This window comes from Oscillatoria sp. HE19RPO (assembly GCF_024220515.1).
Classification (GTDB): Bacteria; Cyanobacteriota; Cyanobacteriia; order Cyanobacteriales; family Laspinemataceae; genus Laspinema.
On record NZ_JAMXOT010000188.1, the window covers coordinates 1 to 20,500 of the forward strand.

Here is a 20,500-nt window from a genome sequence, read left to right on the forward strand (position 1 = left end):
CGCAATGCTTGCGCCCCTGGGGCGCAAGCATTGCGCCCCTACAGTGACGGGGCTACTCCGTTGAGCAGTCATTACGAACGAACGTTTATGGAGATTTTATTTTTTGGAGTTCCCTAGAAGAAAGACCTCAATCGTGAGGACATGATCCCCAATCCGGTTGGTAAGAGTCGGTTTTCGCTTTGAGCCTATGCTTCTCGGCCTTTGTCCTGGGAGCCAGACCGTTGACGGATGTGGGTTTTTATTGACCTAGAGCAACCGAACTCCCGATGAAACCCTTACCCCACCACCTGCCCATAACGTACAATAATTCATAATGCCTTGGTGGTGCTGGTTATGACACATTGCCTCAATCCCGATTGCCCCAAACCCCAGAATCCCGATGGCAATCTATTCTGTCAAAGTTGCGGTACTAAATTAAGACTAGAAAGTTCTGAGAATTCCACTTTCCCGGGTTGCTATCGCGCCCTCAAAGAAATTGGGGTCGGTGGATTTACTAAGACCTATTTGGCGGTGGATGAGTCTCAACCGATTAAACCGTTTTGTATCATTAAACAATTTCGCCCCAGTCCGACTGCTTCTCGCCCCGCTAAGGATTTATTTCACGAAGAAGTTGAACGATTAAAATCCCTGGGCAATCATCCCCAAATTCCCCAATTATTGGCCTGGTTTGAACAAGGCGATCGCCAGTATCTGGTTCAAGAGTATATTCCCGGAACCAATTTAGCCACCGAACTCTCCGAACAGGGGACATTTACGGAATCTCAGATTCGAGAATTACTAGAGTCAGTGTTACCTATCTTACACTTCATCCACCACCACCGCCTGATTCATCGCGATATCAAACCGGAAAATATTATTCGCCGTCCTCATCCAACTCAAGGCACTCTCACCCGTAAACGGCAATCAACTCGACTGGTTTTAGTCGATTTTGGCGGGTCTAAATATGCCCCAGGAGCAACATTATATCAACCGGGAACAACCATCGGCAGTGCTGAATATACGGCACCGGAACAACTCCGGGGACAAGCAAGATTTGTCAGCGATTTGTATAGTTTGGGCGTTACTTGTATTCATTTGCTAACCAATATGTCCCCCTTTGATTTATGGGATAGTTTAGAAGGGCGTTGGATTTGGCGAGATTATTTACTCAATCCCGTGAGTGATGAATTAGCAACAATTCTTGATAAAATGCTGATTGAAAGTTTATCAAAGCGCTATGCTTCAGCAGCAGTTGCTTTAAAAGCGCTCAATCCAAAAATCCAGCTTAAAAATCCTGTAAAATCAGCAATTTCTAAGGGAAAGGTGGTGATGGTATCTCAATCCTTTCCCCCCATTGAAAACTCCTCGACAATCAAACAAGAGTCAGAAAAAAAATCCCCTTCTCCCGAACCGCCTTCCCCATCCCCTCTCAATTCTCCACCTGCGCCAGTGGGTTGGAACTGCGTACAAACCATCGCCGAAACTGCTGGAAAAACCCCCATCAATGCCATCGCTTTTAGCGCCCAATCCCGCACAATCGCCAGTGGCAATGACCAGGGTGTAGTCGCTTTGTGGGATTTGGAAACTGGGGAATTGGTCCAAAAAATCTCGGCATCTGAGCAGGGAGTGCTGGCGATCGCCATTGCCTCCGATGGACAAATCCTTGCCAGTGGCAGCAGGGATGGAACAGTGAAACTCTGGAGTCTGTGGCAACTCAGTCCCAAAAATTTGCGAGATGGCATCCCCCCCATCCCCACCCAAACCCTCACGGGACATACGAGCTTGGTGTCATCGGTGGCAATTTGTCCCGATAAACAGCGAGTTGCCACCGCCAGTCGCGATCGCACGGTCAAAATTTGGACCCTGGCAACGGGACAATTACAATTTACTCTCACCGGACATCGCGATCGCGTGACTTGTATCGCCTACAATCCAAAATGGGCCACCTCCGACCCCCTGCGATCGCACATTCTCGCCTCGGGAAGTGCCGATGGCTCAATTCACCTCTGGCAGGCGGATACAGGGGAATTACTCCAGGATTTTCCCGCTCATTCCGGTGCAATTCATGCCTTGGCGATCGGTCCCGACGGCAAAACCCTAATCAGTTGTAGTTGGGACCGCACCTTAAAAATTTGGACCCTCCCCACAGCATCCGACAATTATCCCGAATTGCGAGAAACCCTTTGTCCCCATGTCTTACCCGGATCCGCAGTTGCCATCAGTCCCAACGGAAAAACCTTTGCCACCGCCAGTCACGATACCACCATTAAACTCTGGACTGTAGACACCATAGAACCCGTAGCAACCCTATCGGGACATTCCATGACAGTCAGTTCCCTAGCCTATAGTCCCGATAGCACCACCTTAGCCAGTGGATCCCACGATGGCACCATTAAGCTATGGCGAAATTCTTCGGGTTAGGACCCTGCACCGACTAATTCTGCCTCCGGTCCCCTCCCCTTGGCAAGGGGAGGGTTAGGGTGGGGTCTCCCCATGAGAAAACCCGCACCCTGAAGGGTGGGGCTACACGGACAAAGCCCGCCTGCGCGGGCTAATTCTGCCTCGGGTCCCCTCCCCTTGGCAAGGGGAGGGTTAGGGTGGGGTCAGACCTTCACCGGGAAACACCAAAGCTCAATTCTTTGCCGCGTAAGGGTTTCAGCAATCGAGTCCTGGGGTTCCTCCTGCACCTTTGGACCCCACCCAACCCTCCCCTTGCCAAGGGGAGGGCTTTCGGACTGGCGACATTCTTAGGGTTAGGACCTAATGTGACACATCGTCCATAGACACATCGTCTACAGACCTTGACAATCGGTAAATGAATCAATCGAGAAGAGCAATCCTGCTTGCCTTGGGTAATCTTGTCAAGAAGCGTCGGACAGAGTTGGGAATTTCGCAAGAGGAACTGGGATTTCGTGCCAACCTGGATCGAACTTACATTTCGGGAATTGAACGGGGGATGAGAAATCCTTCTCTAACTGCTATTGTCAGTCTAGCCAGGGGTCTAAGTTTAACGGTTTCCACTCTTCTCAATGGATTAGAAGTTGAAGTAGACGAGATAGAATGAACCCGGAAGACTTAACCTTTGCCATTATCAATCAATTCAGAAAAAACTCGACCCAACGAAAAGTATTTGAGCTTCTGGCAGACCAACAATGGCATTGCCGTAAATGTGAAGGAAGCAAAATCGGTTCGGGACAATATGCTGGAGGGGGTGGAATTCAAGGATTACAACGCGGGACCAAAAGTCGTCCTGGTTTAATCATTGAAACTACAAGTAAATATTGCGAAAATTGTAAATCTAATCAACTACAAGACCGATGGACCGGAAATATTCAACAGGCAAATGCTTCCACAAATATTTCCCTTAAACTCGCCAAGAAAATATTAGAATTTTATGCTTACAGGGATGTAATAGAACAAAGAACCCGTTCCGTTCATGAACTGATCATTGATCATCGCTTTCCAATGGAGCGGTGGGGAGATACTGAACCGCCTCATGATGCAGACATGACCCCAGTCGAGATCAAGCAAAAATTTCAGTTACTCAAAAAAGATAGTGCTGGAAACCATAACCTTTTAAAATCCAGAAGTTGTGAACGCTGTATCAAAACGAACAAACGAGGGACACCGTTGGGCATCAAATTCTATTACGAAGGAGATGAAAACTGGCCCGCAGATGTCCCGGGTAGAGGGAAGGATGCTGAAACAGGTTGCGTGGGATGTGGCTGGTATGATTTTGAAACTTGGCGCGATCGCCTCAATCAACAAATAGCGCAGACTGATTAACCTGTAGGAAAACGTTAGTTTAAGCCGGAATTTTTTATGGTGTTTAGAGCGGGAATCAGTGCGTAACCAATACATTCAGCTAAACGAGGGGGCACAGCATTCCCGATTTGCCACATGGCTTTCTTCATAGACCCCTCAAAAATAAATGAATCGGGAAAGCTTTGTAATCTTGCCATTTCTCGGGCTGAAATGACCCGGTTGAGGTAAGGGTGGATGTGAGTACCTCCATGATTTTCTTTAACAGTCATGCTCGGTTTACCGGGATATTGCCGTTTAAACGCATCAACATAACTTTCATATAATGAGCCACCCGGAGGAACTTTGGCAATTCGTTCCATATATTCCGATGAATGGCGAGTCCACTCATGGTTAATTTCAGGAATTCGGGTATATTCAGGCAGATCAGAAATTGCTGACTCGATGGGTTTGTACTGTTCCGAGGTTAATTGAGGCTTGGGATAAGGGTTGTCCATTCCAAATCGGTTAGCAATAAAAATAGCACGGGGGCGAATTTGTGGAACTCCGTAATCAGCCGATTCAAGAATGGCGATCGAGACATGGGAATACCCGATCGCCTCCAATGCTTCACAAATTGCTTGTTTGATAGCTCCTTTCTGAAGCGTCAGAATTCCCGGTACATTTTCTATGACAACATACCAGGGGCGTACTTTGGAAACGACTCTTACAAATTCCTGAAACAAACGATTCCGAGGATCCTTGGGGTCGCGTTTTCCCGCTACAGAAAACCCTTGACATGGCGGCCCTCCCACGATTAAATGTACGGGGGAAGAATTAATTTGATTGAGAACTAAATCGGGAGAGAATTTTTCTATTTCTCCACAAAAATGATTGCAATTGGGAAAATTTCTTTGGTAAGTTGCCGAAGCAATCGGGTTCACTTCTACACTAGCGACTGGATTAAAGCCAGCTTGGAATAAACCTTGAGTCATTCCTCCTGCACCACAAAACAGATCCATAAATAAATATGGATTATCAGCTTTCAGACCCTCTTCTACTTCTACAAAAATTTTGTGGGGATCTGTTTCACTCAATACCAGTTCCCGCTGAATCCGCTCATATCGTCGTAACTTGGGTTGTTTCTCTATTTTTTTAGAATTTATTATTTCTAATTCGGGCCACAGAGAAAGTTGTTCTCCTTCCATAATTTAGGGATTATTTTGATAACAATTGAATTTTCACATTTACCTTTAATAATGTCAAGACCCTTGGAGAATGTAAATGGAGTTTGTAGTTGTTGATTGCCACCTAATTGATGAGCTTCCCTGTGTTGATTAGGTGGAGAAAGCCTCTACAAAAAGCCTCTACTACTCGCTGTCACTCAATCGACAATGAATTTCTTCGTGCTGAAACCATAACAGCACCGCAACAAACCCCAACCATCGGATTGCCTTCAGAAGCCTTACCATAGAGAAAAGAAATCGAACGGTCAGGACTACATTGGGGTAAATTCCCTCGGTGAGTCTCTGCTTCGATGTAATTTAGACCTTTGACAATATGCCAAAAAACCCCCCAACCTTTGCTAAGAGGGGCGTGAGACTATTGTCAGACTGTTGATTGCTTGTTCACCTGTTGTGAAAACCATGACCAAACCCCACTGGCTCGAAATTACTGAATCTGTGGCCCTTGCCGGTTCTGTGCTGGGCACGATCGCCGTTGCTGGAACTCAACAAGTCCTTTATGCTGCGGTCCCGTTAACGGTGTCGGTGAGTTTGAATCTGGCTAATCGGCAGCGACTGTACCAACTCAACCAACGGCGCAGCGAAGAGGCGATCGCCCAAGTTTATGATTCCCTCCAACCCCTCAACCAGCGGTTTGATCGCCTCGAATCCAGCAAGCAACAGGCAAACTCCCAAACGGAACAACGAATCACCCAATTACAAGAATCCTTACGGGATGAACTGTTTGAGGCGATCGCCCAAGTCGAGGAGAGTTTCCCCGCTATTCCAGAAGTCCCCAATCTGGACCCGATGATCGCCCGGATAAACGCCCTAGAATCCCAACTGGAACAACAGCGCGATCGCATCGAAGCGCAAAAATTGGAGTTAAAAGACTCATTGCGCCAGGAAAATGAAACGGCGATCGCCCGCATCCATCAAGCATTGGAATCCCTTCCCCCCTTCCCCAATCTCAAACCTTTAGCCGATCGCCTCGAACAACTGGAAACCGCCACAGAACAAGTCAACCAAGAAACCGAACGCCAAATCGAAGCGTTCACAAAATCCTTGTGGGAACAAACGGAAAAGGCAGTCGGGCAAATTTATAAAAACCTCGCCACCCTCCCCACTGCGGAAACCCTGGCAACCCTGGGCGATCGCCTGCATCAACTGGAAGTTACCACCCAGGCGATTAATGCGATCGCCTCCTCCCAGGAATCAGACACCGCCAGCACTTCTGCTGCTGCACTCCAGGAGGCAATCCAATCCCTCTCCAATTCCCCGAAATTTGCGGAAATTTACCAGCGCTTGCAACAGTTAGAAGCACTCACCCCCCAACAAGCAGCGCCTGAACTTCAGGAAATTCAAGCAACTTTAAACCAACAAAACCAAGAGGCGATCGCCCGAGTGAATAGCGTAATTGAGGCAGTCACTCAGCGTTTGGAACGCCTAGAAACCGCATCCCGCGCCATCCCCACTCCCCTCCCAGAACTCCAAACCCAATCCTCACCTCAACCTGACGACAGCAACGCTAATCCCCCAACCCCAGAACATCCCAGCGAACCCCCTCGGGTCCCCTCGGAATATCGCAAAGAAACCTTCGATGTCAAACCCTTAACCCCACCGCCACCGCCTGCCAATACCGAGGATGACTTGGACGACTGGGACGATGAAATCATTGCGCCATCGGAGGAAAACCCAGAGTCTCCGCCAACGACACCGAACAAACCCTTAATTCCGAAATTGTCCATCAAACCCTTTACTAAACCCGAATCCCTCACCAAAGCAATGGGGGGAATCGAATCCTCCATCGGCGAAGTTTTGGGAGATTTGCAAGGATTCGTGGGCAAATGGCGGGGGGAAAAACCTTCCTCAGAGTCTCCGGAAACTGTTCCAGATTCTGACGGATTTCCTAACGAAAATTGGCGATGCGTCCGCACGATCGCCGGACATCGAGATGTCATCAATTGTTTGGCAATTCATCCCGATGGCAAAAGCATTGCTGCTGGAGATGGGGATAATACGGTGAAACTCTGGGGGATTCCTGAAGGCAGCGAAATCCGCAGTTTGAATGGGGAAGACTGGTTTGCCTCGGTGAATGCGATCGCCTTCAGTCCCGATGGAGGGGCGATCGCGGCTGGGGTTGGGGAAGCGGTGGAGGTGTGGGATGTAGCGGAGGGTCGCCGACTCCATCGCTTTACCCGCAATTCTGAGGCAGTTTATGCCGTTATTTTTCTGAATAACGGTCAACAAATCATCGCCAGTGATACCCGAGGGTCAGTTGCTTTTTGGCATCGAGAAACCGGGGAAGAATTGCGCCGCTTTAATGCTCATACTGACATGATTCGCGCTTTAGCAATTAGTCCAGACGATCGCCTTCTCGCCACTGCTGCTGATGATGGAATGATTAAACTCTGGCAGTTACAATCGGGACAGGAAGTTTGTATTTTCAAGACTCATAACGATGCCGTAAATGCGATCGCCTTCAGTCGAGATGGACAACTCCTCGCCAGTGGCAGTACCGACATGACCCTAAAACTGTGGCAGGTGAACTCTGGGGAAGAAATTCGCACCTTTACGGGACATGGGGGGGCGATCGCCTCCGTTGCCTTCTCCCCCGACAGCGAAACCCTAATCAGTACCAGTACCGATAAAACCGTCAAACTGTGGCATCGCGACACAGGAGAACTGATCCGAACCCTCAAGGGTCATACGAACGGAGTCACCAGCATTGCCATCACTCCCGACGGCAAAACCCTGGTGAGTGGCAGCAGCGATAAAACCGTGATGATTTGGCAGCGCGACTAATCCCAAATCTGGGTATGAAAAGTCGTTTCTATAGAGTAGCCCGCGCAGGCGGGCTTTGTTAGTATAGCCCCAGGCTTCAGCCTGCGGGTATTTAACTCGATAGCATTCGGGGCCAACCGATTACTATAAAGTTATCCCCTTGCTGGCTTGTCCATATATGAGCTATTGTTTAAATCCCGACTGTCAAAAGCCTCAAAACCCAGCAGGCTATAACTTTTGCCATAATTGCGGTGCAAAGCTGCTGCTGGGCGATCGCTATCGTGCGCTTAAATCTATTGGACAGGGTGGGTTTGGGCGAACTTTCCTGGCAGTCGATGAGTACAAACCCTCAAAACCTCGCTGCGTCATCAAGCAGTTTTTTCCCCAATTCCAAACGCCCCAAAATGCTCAAAAAGCAGCGCAACTGTTTCAAAAAGAAGCAGTCCGTTTAGATGATTTAGGAACCCATCCCCAAATACCGGCCTTATTCGCTCATTTTGAGGCGGATAATTATCAATATTTAGTCCAAGAATTTATCGACGGCCAAACCTTAGCCCAAGAGTTGGGGGCCGGGGTAGCACTCTCGGAATTTAAAGTTCGCGAGGTGCTATTTGATTTATTGCCCGTTTTACAATTTGTCCATGAAAAACAAGTCATTCACCGAGATATAAAACCGGAAAATATTATTCGCCGTGCCAGTCAGACCGAAATTTTAGAACCAGAAAATAACAAGAAACCTGAAGACAATCCGTTTCAATTGGGTCAACTGGTGTTAGTTGATTTTGGGGCGGCTAAATTTGCTACCGCAACCGCTTTGGGACGGACGGGAACAGTGATTGGGACTGCTGGATATGTCGCCCCAGAGCAATTTTTAGGCCAAGCGGTTCCCGCCAGTGATTTGTATTGTTTGGGGGTGACTTGTGTGCAGTTACTGACGGCAACTGAACCCTTTAGTTTATTTGATGTTAAGGAAGGGGTTTGGCATTGGCGGGATTATCTTTTATCTCCGGTTACCCTAGAATTTGCTAAGGTTTTAGACCGATTATTAGAAGCTAATCTCAATCAGCGCTATCATTCAGCGACGGAAGTTCTCACGGATTTAGATTGGTTACCGCCTGTCACTCATCGAAGGAATCCGAAACCCAACCCGTCCCCCGGAGTTAGGGGAAATTCACCACCGCCACCGCCCAATAATCCCTCGATTGTTTCGCGATTAATGGGGGCGACGCCGCAAATGATTAAAGGGACAATTTTGGAGAATTTTGGGAAATTTGAAGCGGCGATCGCCTCTTATGACCAGGCGATATCCCTCAAACCCAATAATGCCGATGCCTGGTACAAAAAAGCCCGTCTCCATGCGGAAATGGGCAACCATGAGGAGGCATTATCCGGCTATGAAAAAACCCTAGAACTCAAGCCAGACCGCTGGGACGCATGGCGCGACAAAGGCATTATGCTTTATAAACTGCGCCGCTATCCAGATGCAGTTTCCAGCTATTTAAAAGCGTTGCAATACCAACCCAATCAACCGTTAGTCTGGCTATTGATGAGCATAGCAATTAAGCAAACTGGCAACAACAAAGAAGCGCAAACTACGTTAGAACAAGCTAGACAATTGATGCCAGAACGAGATGCTGAACGAGCTTCTATGTTATGGCAAGCCTGGGAAATTTTAATTAAAAATTGAGGAACATTGATTCAAGTTTGAATCACCAAATACTATGTCAATGAATGTTGAGGGACCGAAATATGATGATGCAGTGATGGGGGGTCACCATGCGCCACCACCGGGTGCGGCAGTATTGGGAGGACTGACGGGGATTCAAACCCGCTTGGCGGTGGTGGATATTCCGGTGAAAGTTTCGGCGTTGAAAGAGGCATTAAATTATGGTCAGGCGGGTTTAGAGTTAGTCATTGATGCGTTAAAAGATGACTGTCAGACTGTGCGGCGCTCGGCGTTTTTGTTGCTAAAACATCGAACTGAACCGAAGGCGATCGCCGCCTTAAAAAAGTTTAATCCCTATCGCTTTTTTGAATGCGTTCATACCATCCAAGCACATCGTAGTTGGGTTTTGTCCCTCGCATTTAGTCCCACAGGACGGCAAATTGCCAGCGCCAGTAAGGATAAAACGATTAAATTGTGGGTGAGGGATACGGGACGAAAATTGTACATTCTCAAGGGTCACAGTCATTGGGTTTCCGCCGTGGCATACAGTCCGCGATCGCCGATTCTCGTCAGTGGCAGTTGGGACTACACCATCAAACTTTGGCAACGTCTCGGGGAAAGCGAACTCCATAGTTTCCCCGGAGACAGCGAAATTTATGCGATCGCCATCAGTCCCGACGGAGAATTTATCGCTGGTGGCAGTGGGGATAAAACCATCAAACTGATTGATATCGCCAAAAAACAGCAAGTTAGAACCCTTGTGGGACATCAGGGATATGCAATGGCAGTGGCATTTAGTCCCAATAACCAACTCGTTGCCAGTGGCAGCAGTGACAAAACCATCAAACTCTGGCATCGCGAAACCGGCAGGGAACTCTATACCCTAACGGGACATGGGGAACAAGTCTGCGCGATCGCCTTTAGTCCCGACGGTAAAATCCTCGCCAGCAGCAGCTTTGACCAAACCATCAACCTCTGGAAAGTCCAAACCGGACGCCACATTTGCACCCTCCTCGGTCATACCCATTGGGTCTATGCGATCGCATGGAGTCCCGATGGACAAACCCTCGCCAGTTGCAGTCGCGACAACACCGTAAAATTATGGCAAGTCAAAACAGGCCGAGAAATTCGCACCCTCCCGGGTCACACCCGCGCCACCTGTGCAGTCGCCTTCAGTCCCGATGGCCAAACCCTCGCCACTGGCGGCGATGATGGCACAATTAAGATTTGGGAATGGCATTGAAGGGGGGATGATATTGTTACAGCAGAGGTTAGAAATCTGGGTTTTTAACCATATCTCTGCTTAAGTTTACACCTTTCAAGTCGTTTTAATAATGACTAAATTTAACAGTTTCAATGAATTATAAATCATCAGGAGAAACCCATGCTAAGAGCAGTACAACAAACCGTTAAAGTCGGAACCGGCGGCAAAATAGAGTTGATAGCCCCCGAATGTCCTGAAGGGGCAGAAGTTCAAGTGATTGTCCTATTATCAAATTCAAATCAGGGTTTAAAATCAACTATATCTCCTGAAATACAAGCACTATCTCCTGACATAGAATCAGAAACAACGGCCAGCTTCCAATCATCTTTGACAAAAATACAGAACAAGATTCGCCAGTATGTGCCGGAAGGACAATCTCTGGTAGACGAGTTAATCGCTGAACGCCGCAATGAGGCAAATCAACACGCTTTTAAATACTAGCCAAAATCCCCTCAGTTTCCTGTCGTAAATCTTCTATATATGCCACTAATCCAAGCAAAACATTCTCCTCAGTTGCCCATTCACCGGAACCAAAAACTGAAGCTAATGCCTTGTCATAGTCTCTCCCTAGCAACACATTTTTTAAAACCTCCTCAAATCCTTGAATTTCAATTAACTTGAAAATAACTTGTTCCAAACAAATCACCCGCCCCTGCAACCGTTCTCTAATCTCAGCTAACTGAGAAGCGGCAGCTAAAGCCTTGAGACAGCGCTTATCCCCCGTTATTAAATAAAATGCTGACTCATTTCGAGTCGCGGAAATGAGCAATCGTTCACCCGGGTCAATTCCCTCTATTTCCAACTCTGGCAATTCCGGGTTAAACTCGGGTTTGATTGCCTGACAACCTTCCACGATAGAAATAGCACTGAGACGAATCGCTTCTGGGTATTTTCCGATCACTCTGCGACTCTTTTTAAATACATATTTTGCATCGGACAAAACGCGCAAGTTCTCTTGATTTGAACCCAAAGCGGCAACGGTTTCCCAGAACAAATGGCAGGCCACTAATTTGAGGATTGCATCATTGTCTAGAAACAAAACCCTTGACAAAGACTACCTCGCTGTTACTAATTCAAAATAATCCTGGCTGTCTATATCCAGCCGTTCTAAATCCAAATGATTGTGAAGATAACGGTTAATGGTAGCCGGTGCATTCATATCTTTTTCAATAAAATTTAACGCTTTCTGTGCCGTTTCCAAAATCATAAATTGTTCATTGTTGGTAGTGGCGCGGTTTGCTTGATTCCAAGCATAATTGAGCGCAACTAAGCCAGGATCAACCCTATCTCTAACTGAAACAGTTTGTGCGTAACCGGCGAGTTGCTTATCGGTGAAAATTCGAGGGGTATAGTATCCCATATCCGGCTTCCCGAGTAAAAGTTCTAGTGCAAATTCATTGGCTTCTAGTTCTTCGGGTTCTATACTGTCTGGGTCTATCTCTTCATCTAAAATTGAAAACCCGTTCCCATGTCCTTGGATGAGATGACCCAACTGGTGGGCTAAGGTAAATAGCAGCCTTGCCAAAGAGGGATTTTTGAAACTGAGGATAATGACGGGACGGTTAGAGAAAAATGTAACTAAACTTTCAAATGTTTTCACTCCCTCAGTGGTGGGAAAGTTATCAAAATAAACCACGGGAATTCCATAATTCCAGCAAAATTCTATTAGCCTTTCGAGGTTTATAAAAGAATGACTTGACATCAAAGAGGAATTCGGTAAAGACGGTTCTAATAAATTGAGGGGAGTTAGAATTTCATCGCGTACTTGTTGGGCAGATTTGGGGAGGGTTTTAGACTCAGGAATACAGGCATAAGCGACCATTTCAGCGACCCGAGATGCCATACCATAAGCGACTTTGAGTTGCTCAATTTCAGTCCCCGGCTTGAGTTTAAATTTTGCTGGACTGGCGGGTTTAAAAGTTGGGATGGCGTCGGATTTGAGCAGCGAGGTTAGGTCCAGGTTTAACCGGCGGGAAATATAGGTTGCTGCTTCAACCACGGCCCCTCCTGTGGCTTCAAATTCAGCATCCCACCAATCGGGGAGTGCTTTTGACCGGATAAAGGCGTTGTCAAAGCCGATCGCACTGAGGCGATCGTAGAGTGTGGACATTTCCATTACAGTCTGTGTCATAGCAGCCTTCCTCGATATGAGCGATCGCTTTTCTAATCTGCTTTATTTTTCCCCGGCAACTGCTGTACTGTAGGGAGATCCTCTTCAATTGTTTTCTGATTGTGTCATTAGACTCTCACCCCTACGCGATCGCCTTCCATACCAGCAGTCCCGAACTGGGTCTAGCGTTGAGCAATTTTGCTGAAACCCACCGCTGCCAAACCTGGGACATGGGGCGATCGCTTGCCACCCACTTACACTCCTATCTCGCCGAGTTTATCTCCCCTCAAACTTGGCAGGATTTCGCCTTTCTCGCCGTTGCCAAAGGACCGGGTAGCTTTACCGGGACCCGCATTGGGGTCGTCACCGCCCGGATTCTCGCCCAGCAACTCTCTATTCCGTTATTTGCAATTTCTAGTTTAGCGGCAGTCGCCTGGTCCCAAACTCGCCATCAGACGGACCACCCACCCCAGGCGATCGCCCTACAAATGCCCGCCCAACGGGGTCACCTGTTCACTGCTATTTATGAAATCACACCCACCGCAGCGATTCCCCTCCTTGCCGATACTGTCCTCACCCCACAACAATGGGAAGAGACCCTCGCCACTTGTTCGAGTCCCTATCAACTCATCCAAGTCCCAGAAAATTTAGGGTCTACCGTCTCCAGTCTTCTGGAACTCGCCCATTTGGAATGGCAACAGGGGAAACGTCCCCTCAGTTCCGAGGCCCTGCCGTTTTATGGACAGCATCCAGTGGACCACTAAAGGCGATCGGCAACAACAAAACCGCCTGTTGCCGATTGATTGAACAGAGGTTAGAAACCGGGTTTCTATCAAAAATCTTGGGCAAGCAGCAACCAATTTTGGCAAGAAACCCGGTTTCTTGTCCAGTTTATTTTAAATTTAGATACTCCAAATTTAGCCCGCGCAGGCGGGCTTTGTTCCTATAGCCCCACCCTTAAGGGTGCGGGGCCAGGTAAGGGTGCGGGGCCCGGGCCGTTATCTCTTACTCTGGAGAACCAGGAGGTACAGTTGCGGCCCCTTTCTGCTTCGCCCGGTCTTCGCGTTTTTTACGGTCTGCCGCTAAAATGTCATCCATGACACTGCGGGCCTGAATCATTTTCTCTAAATTGGTTCGGTAGAGGTCGAGGTCTTTAGAGAGTTTATCTGGAGGCAGATTCAGCGCCGTACAGATGCTCTGAACCGCATCTTGACGGGATTTTTCATTTTTCACCAGTTCTAAGTCAGCTTGTTCGAGTAGGGTAAACAGACCCACCGCAAATAATCGGCTGTACTTAAAGTTGGGTTTAGCAGCGATCGCCCCGAGGAGACCTTGGAAATCTCCTTCCATTTCTGGTCCTGCGGAACGACTCAGTAGCGCCACCATCTCCTCTCCAGAATGGCGACTGGCAATTTCCTCTAACCATTGGGCATCTTGCCGATACTGCTGGGGATCAGCTTCTAACCCCTTGCAGATGCCATTAAAAATCGATACTTTATCCTCTTCAGGTCGATATCCTTGCATAAATCGGTCAAAAGTGGTTACGACTCCGAGGGCATAAATGGGGTCATAATTAAAATCCACATTCACCGACAGCAAGTGCATTTCCACCATCAATTCTTCGACGACCCGTCGATAAATCGAGTTAATCGGACGGGTGTGAATGGTATAGAAGGCTCGCTTGGTATCTGATACGGTGCGGACGTTATTCACGGGGTGCGTTGTTAAGGAGAACTTCCCTTCATTTTCTCTCGTAAACGCACTTTTGCCAAGGAGTAACCGGGGAGTCGCCCTGGGGATCTGGCCCATCATGCTTTAAAATGCAAAATCAACCGGAGAGTTCCGGTGGGATTTTTCATGAAACTGTTGCAATTTTTAAATTAAAGATGACCCTGACATCGGAGTTAATCGCCCTGGGGCAATATTTAGCGGGGGAATTTGACAATCGAGAACAGGCGATCGCCGACCCGGCATGGTATGTCCACCTGCACCTCTGGCAGCGTCCGGTCCCGGTCCAGTTATTTCCTGAACCCAGTCTGACCCTATTTGCCGAACAAGCCAATATTGTCAATCTCGATCGCCCCTATCGGCCTCGAATCATGCAACTGCGACAACTTCTCAACGGTGAGAGTCCACCCCAGTTAGAAGTGCAGTATTTCATGCTCAAGGACCCAAATCAATACCAGGGGGCAGGTCGCCAACCCCATCTCCTCCAACAGCTAAATCCGGCACAAGTAGAACGCTTGCCCGGATGTACCCTCACCGTCAGCCAGAAACGCTTAACTGACGGGACCTATCATTTTGCCGCATCCTTGCCCTCGGGAGCAAGATGCTGCTTTCCTTATCAAGGAGAAACTCGCCAAGTAGATCTCGGTTTCGAGGCATCCCCGACTGAACTGTTCAGCTTTGACAAAGGCATTGATCCCAATACGGGTAAAGCCTTGTGGGGGGCCATTTTAGGCCCATTCCACTTCACCAAGCGTCACGATTTTTCAGGGGAACTGGTCGGACTCTCCGATGTAACCCGGTGAGCATTCAGAAGTGTCGGGGATGCCAAACTTGGGCCTGAAATTGCCCGACCCCTTTCTCCTATCCCCTTCAGAGATTAAGTCGCCATGCTTCGGGGTCCCGCTTCTAGGGCTTCTTCTTCAGTTTCGTAGATTTCAAAGACTGAATCCATCATCGTGACTTCAAAAACCAATTTGGCCTCTGGATGCACATTACAAATACGGAAACTGCCTTTAACCTTGTCCGCATCTCGCATCCCTGCTACTAGCGACGTAAGGCCCGAACTATCAATAAAGTTAACCTGCCCTAAATTAACGACAATATGACGACTCAGTTTAGAAATGCACTCCTGTAATTTAAGGCGAAATTGCCACGCGGTGGTAATGTCTAGGCGACCCGTTGGGGCCAATACAATCACCGTTGTTCCATCCTGGGTCGTATGGGTTTTTTGCTCGATATGAATCACAGGCCCTCCCTCAATACGCTAGTTGCCTACCTCGCTTTCGTAGTTTAGCAAAATCGGAGCCATTGCCCCGATTGAGCTTGACCGAATTAGCCAAACTTGCTGCTAGAAAAATAGCACAGTCCGGCAGGGGTTCAAACCCCCGGGGCCTGTAGGGGCGCGAGCGCGATCGCCCCTACGTCGGTTTTTAACCGACTAAAAACGTTAGCCCCTAAGACTTTCAGTCGGTTGAACCCCCGCCGGGTGGGGCCACGGATGCGGGGGCCTTTATTTCCCGGTCCACTCTGCCCAATTTTGCGGTTTCAGAAAGGTTTCGTAGAGTTCTGCTTCAGGGGTGTTGGGTTCCGGTTGATAGCAATATTCCCAACGAACCAAAGGCGGCAGAGACATTAAAATCGACTCGGTACGGCCATTGGTCTGGAGTCCAAAAATGGTGCCGCGATCGTACACCAGGTTAAATTCCACATACCGTCCCCGGCGATAGAGTTGGAAATTCCGTTCGCGATCGCCATATTCCATGCCCGAACGACGCTCAACAATGGGCTGATAAGCGGGTAAAAACGATCGCCCGCAATCTTGAGCAAAAGCAAACAACGCTTCCCAATTGCGTTGAGGAGGGACGCCAATTTTCCGACTATATTCCGCTGCCTGTCCCGTGGGGTCTGGACCGCGATAGAGTTCGCTTTGACCATCTTGGTAGTCAAAAAACAGACCGCCCACCCCTCGGGTTTCGTCGCGATGCTTCAGATAAAAATATTCGTCACACCAGAGTTTGAAAACCTTGTAATACTCATCATGGTGGCGATCGCAAGCTGCTTTCAAGGTTTGGTGAAAATGGGCCGCATCTTCCGCAAAGGGATAATAAGGCGTCAAATCTGCACCGCCTCCAAACCACCACACCGGCCCTGCTTCAAAGTAGCGATAGTTTAAATGGACCGTGGGAACATAAGGATTGCGCGGGTGCAACACCATTGAAGTCCCCGTTGCATAGAAGCGATGACCCTCCGCCTCTGGACGTTGTTTTAAAATTGAAGGGGGGAGATGATCGCCCCAAACTTCAGAAAAATTCACGCCCCCTTGTTCAAAGACATTGCCCTCGCGCATCACCCGAGAACGGCCCCCGCCCCCTTCCGGGCGGTCCCACGAATCTTCTTTAAACGTACCCAGACCATCAAGTTCTGCCAACCCTTGACAAATTTCATCTTGTAGCGACTGCATAAACTGACTGACTCGTTCTTTCGAGTCATCCGGTGGCAAATTCTGAGTAGAGGTGGCCTCAAAAGTCGAAGAAACTGTCATAATGTCAAATTATTTTCTGCTGCGGGATAGAGATCTGCCTGTCAAGAGCGATCGAAATCTAGAAGGTGGATAACGCGATCGCACCCTTGATGAAATCTTTAAGCCCTTCTCTCGATCAAGCTGACCGACTCTTGAAAAAATCCTATCTTAATCTCTGCCCCGATCCACTGCCTTTAAAAATTCTACATATTACTACAAAAAAAGATACATTAGGAAAACACCTAGTGTTTCAGCAGGCAGCGCGTGGCAGGGGAAGCACCCAACCTACGGCGATCGGGCAGTAATTGCGCCTTCCCAACCGGGAAACCACAGCCACTCAACGGGCCAAAACTCAATCCCGACCTTCCCCTAAAATAACGACTGTCTGCCTGACCCGTCCGAGAGAGGAAAAACAGGCAAACCGATGACTCAACCCCTAACGTCCCAAGCCGTCTTAGAAGTCTTGCAACCCGTGCAAGACCCCGAACTCCAAAAGAGCTTGGTAGACCTGAACATGATTCGCAACGTCACAATTGACGAAGGCAACGTCAGCTTTACCTTAGTGCTGACCACCCCCGCCTGTCCCTTGCGAGAATTCATCGTCGAAGACTGCCAAAAAGCCGTTCGCACCCTACCTGGAGTCGAAGAAGTCAGCATCGAAGTTACCGCTGAAACTCCGCAACAGAAATCCCTCCCCGATCGCCAAGGCATCGCCGGAGTCAAAAATATCCTCGCCATCTCCAGTGGCAAAGGCGGCGTCGGCAAAAGCACGATCGCCGTTAATGTCGCCGTCTCCCTCGCCCAATCCGGGGCCAAAGTCGGACTCCTCGATGCCGATATCTATGGTCCCAATGACCCCACCATGCTCGGACTCGGCGATGCCCAAGTCATGGTCCGCCAAGGTCCCCAAGGAGATGTCCTAGAACCCGCCTTTAACTACGGCGTGAAATTAGTCTCAATGGCCTTTTTAATCGACAAGGACCAACCCGTAGTCTGGCGCGGTCCCATGTTAAACGGCGTAATTCGGCAGTTTCTCTATCAAGTCGATTGGGGAGAACTCGACTATCTGATTGTAGATATGCCTCCGGGAACCGGCGACGCCCAACTCACAATGGCCCAATCCGTCCCAATGGCGGGAGTCGTGATTGTCACTACTCCCCAAACCGTCGCCTTGTTGGATTCCCGCAAAGGGTTAAAAATGTTTCAACAATTAAACGTGCCGGTCCTGGGAATTGTCGAAAATATGAGCTATTTCATCCCGCCCGATATGCCAGAGAAAAAATACGATATCTTTGGCTCGGGAGGGGGACAAAAAACTGCCGATGAACTCGGTGTACCCTTATTAGGCTGCGTCCCCTTAGAAATTCCCCTGCGCGAGGGTGGAGATAGCGGCGTCCCGATCGCCATTTCCGCCCCGGATTCTCCCTCCGCCAAAGCCCTGCGAGAAATTGCCAACCGAATTGCCGGTAAAGTGTCTGTCGTCGCCCTAGCCTAACCGTAGATAGGACCAATGTCATTTGTCATTTGTCATTTGTTGTTGGTCTTATGTCCTTGGTCTTATGTCATTTGTCATTTGTTGTTGGTCTTATGTCGTTGGTCGTTGGTGAGTTCAGGGATAGATGGCAGAGGAAACGACTTCAGTCATTACGAAAACAAACATTTCCCCCATCTCCCCCATCTCCCCCATCAACCCAGGACAAATGACAAATGACCAAGGACCAACAACAAATGACCAAGGACCAACAACAAATGACCAACAACAAATGACCAAGGACAAATGACCAAGGACAAATGACAAACTCCCCCATTACCCCGTTGAAATATGTTTCAAAAGTCCGTAAAGCGATCGCCTTGGAGAGCCTGGGTACAACCTTGGCTAGAGTTTGACTGGCTATTATTCATCTTGCCCGTTGGGTTAACGCTATTTGGCGGGATTATGATCCGCAGTACCGAACTCAACCTCGGGTGGACTGATTGGTGGCAGCACTGGTTGGTGGGAGGGATTGGACTGCTCTTGGCCGTGAGTTTAGCGCGATCGCGCTACGATACCCTCATTCAATTAAAGTGGGTCGTGTATGCTGCCACCAATATCTCCCTGCTGGCGGTTATGTTTATCGGGACCACAGCCCTCGGTGCACAGCGCTGGATTACCATTGGTGGATTCAATATTCAGCCGTCAGAATTTGCCAAATTAGGGCTGATTATCACCCTAGCCGCCCTCTTGCACGAACGGACCCCGGACAGTCTGAGTTCTATCTTCAAAACCTTAGCAATTACTGCGGTCCCCTGGGCCTTAGTCTTCTTACAACCGGATTTAGGCACTTCCCTAGTCTTTGGGGCGATTACCCTGGGAATGCTGTATTGGGGTAATACTAATCCCGGTTGGCTCATCCTCCTGATATCTCCCCTCGTAGCCACCTTTCTGTTTAGCCTTTATTTACCCGGATGGTTTGCCTGGACTGGCTTAATCGCCTTAATTGGCTGGCGTACCCTACCCTGGCCTTTTTTGGGTGCATTGGGGACTGTGGTGATGAACCTGATTTTCGGTCGAGTCGGGAGCCTATTATGGAACCTCCTCAAAGATTATCAAAAAGAACGATTGACCACCTTCCTCACCCCAGAAAAAGACCCCCTCGGGGCTGGATATCACCTGATCCAATCTCGCATCGCCATTGGATCCGGGGGACTGCATGGGCGGGGACTTTATAATGGCACCCAAACCCAGCTTAACTTTATCCCGGAACAACATACGGACTTTATTTTTTCGGCGATCGGCGAAGAATTTGGGTTTATCGGGTCGATGGTGATCCTTGTGTCCTTTTGGTTAATTTGCCTGCGCCTAGTCTTGATTGCCCAAAACGCGAAAGACACCTTTGGGGCGTTGTTGGCGATCGGGGTTTTATCGATGCTTGTGTTTCAGGTGGTGGTGAATATTGGCATGACTATTGGACTCGCGCCGGTGACGGGGATTCCCCTCCCTTGGCTGAGTTACGGTCGATCCGCCTTGCTGACCAATTTTATCGCCCTGGGTTTGGTGGAATCCGTCGCCTATCACCGGGAAAAAGCCAAGAAAAAGTTTTAGCCTCCGGCTATCTTGGGGAAACCTTGACGAATGACGCCAAAAAGATTGACCATAACCAATGATGACTCAGGTTTCCTGACTTGTCAGCAGAACCCCTTAACTCTAAACATCTGGAAAAGATTATGATTTTGCCTGGATCCGCTGTTCGTGTTAAAAATCCCGATGATACTTACTACGACTTCCAAGGACAAGTGCAACGCCTCACCGATGGTAGGGCTGCTGTCCTGTTTGAAGGTGGAAATTGGGATAAATTAGTCACCTTTCGCCTCTCGGAACTCGAACCTGTAGATGCCACTGCGGGCCGCAAGAAAAGCAAATAGTTCACGGTGAATCATCGGTCAGGGTTGATGAGATTTAACTCTTCAACCCTGTATTTTTTCTAACCTTAAAAATATCTTAAAA

General features: G+C 48.6%; 18 protein-coding genes. 12 read left to right on the forward strand and 6 right to left on the reverse strand.

Going from position 1 to position 20,500, the window contains the following annotated elements:
- Positions 1–333: 333 nt before the first annotated feature.
- From NG833_RS17470 to NG833_RS17480, 3 genes are all read left to right on the forward strand, one after another.
- On the forward strand, positions 334–2,400 hold the full coding sequence (locus NG833_RS17470; protein ID WP_254566563.1) for a serine/threonine-protein kinase: 2,067 nt from the start codon (positions 334–336) through the stop codon (positions 2,398–2,400).
- 394 nt (positions 2,401–2,794) lie between these two features.
- A complete protein-coding gene (locus tag NG833_RS17475) occupies positions 2,795–3,043 on the forward strand; it encodes a helix-turn-helix domain-containing protein (protein WP_254566564.1) in 249 nt (82 codons plus the stop codon).
- On the forward strand, positions 3,040–3,765 hold the full coding sequence (locus NG833_RS17480; protein WP_254566565.1) for a restriction endonuclease: 726 nt from the start codon (positions 3,040–3,042) through the stop codon (positions 3,763–3,765). Before NG833_RS17475 ends, NG833_RS17480 begins: the two co-directional genes overlap by 4 nt.
- A gap of 14 nt (positions 3,766–3,779) precedes the next feature.
- On the opposite strand, the gene NG833_RS17485 is transcribed toward NG833_RS17480, so the two are convergent.
- The gene (locus NG833_RS17485; RefSeq protein ID WP_254566566.1) at positions 3,780–4,928 is read right to left on the reverse strand and encodes a DNA cytosine methyltransferase; all 1,149 of its coding nucleotides are present in this window, start codon (positions 4,926–4,928) and stop codon (positions 3,780–3,782) included.
- Between the two features lie 438 nt (positions 4,929–5,366).
- On the opposite strand from NG833_RS17485, the gene NG833_RS17490 reads away from it, so the two are divergent.
- From NG833_RS17490 to NG833_RS17505, 4 genes are all read left to right on the forward strand, one after another.
- Complete coding sequence (locus tag NG833_RS17490; RefSeq protein ID WP_254566567.1) at positions 5,367–7,748, forward strand: hypothetical protein; 2,382 nt, start codon at positions 5,367–5,369, stop codon at positions 7,746–7,748.
- Between the two features lie 157 nt (positions 7,749–7,905).
- Positions 7,906–9,414, forward strand: a complete 1,509-nt coding sequence (locus NG833_RS17495; protein ID WP_254566568.1) for a tetratricopeptide repeat protein — start codon at positions 7,906–7,908, stop codon at positions 9,412–9,414.
- A gap of 34 nt (positions 9,415–9,448) precedes the next feature.
- The gene (locus NG833_RS17500) at positions 9,449–10,636 is read left to right on the forward strand and encodes a WD40 repeat domain-containing protein (RefSeq protein ID WP_254566569.1); all 1,188 of its coding nucleotides are present in this window, start codon (positions 9,449–9,451) and stop codon (positions 10,634–10,636) included.
- Between the two features lie 141 nt (positions 10,637–10,777).
- Positions 10,778–11,098, forward strand: coding sequence for a hypothetical protein (locus NG833_RS17505; protein WP_254566570.1), 321 nt, complete (start codon positions 10,778–10,780; stop codon positions 11,096–11,098).
- Here the strand turns inward: NG833_RS17505 and NG833_RS17510 are convergent.
- Complete coding sequence (locus NG833_RS17510) at positions 11,088–11,696, reverse strand: hypothetical protein (RefSeq protein WP_254566571.1); 609 nt, start codon at positions 11,694–11,696, stop codon at positions 11,088–11,090. The genes NG833_RS17505 and NG833_RS17510 overlap by 11 nt on opposite strands.
- A 15-nt stretch (positions 11,697–11,711) precedes the next feature.
- Positions 11,712–12,788, reverse strand: coding sequence for an ImmA/IrrE family metallo-endopeptidase (locus tag NG833_RS17515; protein ID WP_254566572.1), 1,077 nt, complete (start codon positions 12,786–12,788; stop codon positions 11,712–11,714).
- 101 nt (positions 12,789–12,889) lie between these two features.
- Here NG833_RS17515 and tsaB point away from each other — a divergent pair, with 101 nt between their 5' ends.
- A complete protein-coding gene (gene tsaB / locus NG833_RS17520; protein WP_254566573.1) occupies positions 12,890–13,531 on the forward strand; it encodes a tRNA (adenosine(37)-N6)-threonylcarbamoyltransferase complex dimerization subunit type 1 TsaB in 642 nt (213 codons plus the stop codon).
- Positions 13,532–13,772: 241 nt separating this feature from the next.
- Here the strand turns inward: tsaB and psb29 are convergent, their stop codons facing one another.
- Complete coding sequence (gene psb29 / locus NG833_RS17525) at positions 13,773–14,480, reverse strand: photosystem II biogenesis protein Psp29 (protein ID WP_254566574.1); 708 nt, start codon at positions 14,478–14,480, stop codon at positions 13,773–13,775.
- Between the two features lie 107 nt (positions 14,481–14,587).
- Between psb29 and NG833_RS17530 the strand changes: the two genes are divergently transcribed.
- Complete coding sequence (locus NG833_RS17530; protein WP_375293923.1) at positions 14,588–15,298, forward strand: chromophore lyase CpcT/CpeT; 711 nt, start codon at positions 14,588–14,590, stop codon at positions 15,296–15,298.
- A 74-nt stretch (positions 15,299–15,372) separates the two neighbouring features.
- On the opposite strand, the gene NG833_RS17535 is transcribed toward NG833_RS17530, so the two are convergent.
- On the reverse strand, positions 15,373–15,741 hold the full coding sequence (locus NG833_RS17535; protein ID WP_015148893.1) for an STAS domain-containing protein: 369 nt from the start codon (positions 15,739–15,741) through the stop codon (positions 15,373–15,375).
- Between the two features lie 264 nt (positions 15,742–16,005).
- Positions 16,006–17,037 (reverse strand): oxygen-dependent coproporphyrinogen oxidase, encoded by a 1,032-nt coding sequence (gene hemF / locus NG833_RS17540; RefSeq protein WP_254566575.1) that lies wholly within the window; start codon positions 17,035–17,037, stop codon positions 16,006–16,008.
- A gap of 403 nt (positions 17,038–17,440) precedes the next feature.
- Between hemF and NG833_RS17545 the strand changes: the two genes are divergently transcribed.
- The 3 genes from NG833_RS17545 (at position 17,441) to NG833_RS17555 (ending at position 20,418) form a co-directional block, all read left to right on the forward strand.
- Complete coding sequence (locus NG833_RS17545) at positions 17,441–18,511, forward strand: Mrp/NBP35 family ATP-binding protein (protein ID WP_254566576.1); 1,071 nt, start codon at positions 17,441–17,443, stop codon at positions 18,509–18,511.
- Between the two features lie 327 nt (positions 18,512–18,838).
- Positions 18,839–20,098, forward strand: a complete 1,260-nt coding sequence (rodA, locus tag NG833_RS17550; RefSeq protein WP_254566577.1) for a rod shape-determining protein RodA — start codon at positions 18,839–18,841, stop codon at positions 20,096–20,098.
- A 122-nt stretch (positions 20,099–20,220) separates the two neighbouring features.
- Positions 20,221–20,418: an NAD(P)H dehydrogenase subunit NdhS gene (locus tag NG833_RS17555; RefSeq protein WP_015148897.1), complete on the forward strand. Its 198-nt coding sequence runs from the start codon at positions 20,221–20,223 to the stop codon at positions 20,416–20,418.
- The last annotated feature ends 82 nt before the right edge of the window (positions 20,419–20,500 follow it).